A 1,558-nucleotide genomic window follows, 5' to 3' on the forward strand; every position below is an offset into this window, starting at 1 on the left:
AGCACCTTTTCAACATTATTCTTATTCTTAAAAAATTGATTTAAGCACTCAATTATCGTATCACCACGTTCCATGATAAAAAAAGTAGCGCATTTACAGTATCATGTCAATACTTATTGTAATCCACCAGGATACTTAAATTGTAACTTCAAGTTTGAAGTTCACCATGGAGATGATGCTATAACGGTTCATAAGAAGTTTTTAAAATTCCTTGATTTCCCTGGTTTTAGATTTATTACATCCTGTATATCCATTGATATATCTTCTCGTGTGAACATCGATACTTTCCTTCATTCTTGAACGTATACGCTATAATCTATGGTGAATAGCTCTGCACTAATTGCAATAGTATTTTTCCCCATACCTCATGGATGCGTTCACTTTTATATTGTTTTGTTTTGTCTCGTAACGTCTTTTATGTGCTTTTTTTAGTTGCCTCCCTGGTATTGTAAATATGTATTGCATTCCGCTTGAGTTCTCATATGGGTGTTGATAGTGAACGCCTATCTTTTGTGTAATTTCCCATATTGAATATTTTTCTGGTGCATACAGCATTTTTTGAATAACTTCACGCTCATTACTTGTTATTTTTGGATACAGCTTTATAAAATCATCCATAAGTATTGTATTGTGAGGATAATCACATATACTTGAATGTTATCCTTATTAGGCTACATTTTTTTATTTTGTGTTGCACTTTATTGTTGAATTTGCCATGAATAAACAAGATTAGCAGTCAATTGCATAATTGCCCCCCCTACTCCATTTATGGCAGCAGGAAATGGCATTTCATAATCATTACAATTTTTTATATTATTCAACTAAGAGAGGATTACTATATAACCTTATTCTACTAATTACATTATATAATTAAAAGACAATATAAAAATATTTTTATCAATTAAATATTTATTTTATAGCAAAAAATACTTGACAAAAAGCTTAAGGTATAAGATATACTGACGTGTCGGTATTATTTGTGTCACCATGGAGATATATTAAATAAAAATTTTTTGCCTACACAATTTTGTTAAAGCCATCACAGTGTATCCTTAAAGGAGGAAACCACTATGATATGCAAATACAGCATTAAAAAGTGTATTGTTGCACTTTTCAATAGCCTTATTTTTATACCAACTATGCTTTCTGCCAATGAGTTATTCCAGGAAGATGGAATTTTACCCCACCACAGTGCCGAATATGTACGTACACTCAACCGGAATGCATCAGTTGAAGCAGATGCAGCTTTCTACAACCCTGCAGGCTTATCCTATATGAAGGAAGGCATATATGTTATGTATAGCAGCCAGACTCTTTATAAAAAGCGTATTCATACAATGGATTATTATTACCTTGATATTTATGCACCCAGTTTAAGTATAGATGAAGAAGGTCCAACGCAAAATGGCAATGCCTATACTACACGACCAACCGGGACACTTCATGGTGATAATGTATATTTTATGGAAACGACAGCCCCCGTAATACCCGACATCAACATTATTTACCGTACCAATTACTTTGGGAAAGATTGTGCAGTATATTATTCTTTTGGAAT

Annotated in this window: 2 protein-coding genes; one reads left to right on the plus strand and one right to left on the minus strand. The window is 32.6% G+C overall.

Annotated elements, in window-relative coordinates; translation table 11 throughout:
- Positions 1-336: 336 nt before the first annotated feature.
- Positions 337-618, minus strand: coding sequence for a hypothetical protein (locus AB1444_16465; protein MEW6528248.1), 282 nt, complete (start codon positions 616-618; stop codon positions 337-339).
- Between the two features lie 452 nt (positions 619-1,070).
- Between AB1444_16465 and AB1444_16470 the strand changes: the two genes are divergently transcribed.
- A partial coding sequence (locus tag AB1444_16470) for a hypothetical protein (GenBank protein ID MEW6528249.1) occupies positions 1,071-1,558 on the plus strand: 488 nt, incomplete at its 3' end.

Source organism: Spirochaetota bacterium (assembly GCA_040756435.1).
Classification (GTDB): Bacteria; Spirochaetota; UBA4802; order UBA4802; family UB4802; genus UBA4802.

Bases quoted from the DNA above. Each gene is read 5' to 3' on its own strand.
- AB1444_16465 (MEW6528248.1), bottom strand. From the start codon at position 618: ATGGATGATTTTATAAAGCTGTATCCAAAAATAACAAGTAATGAGCGT.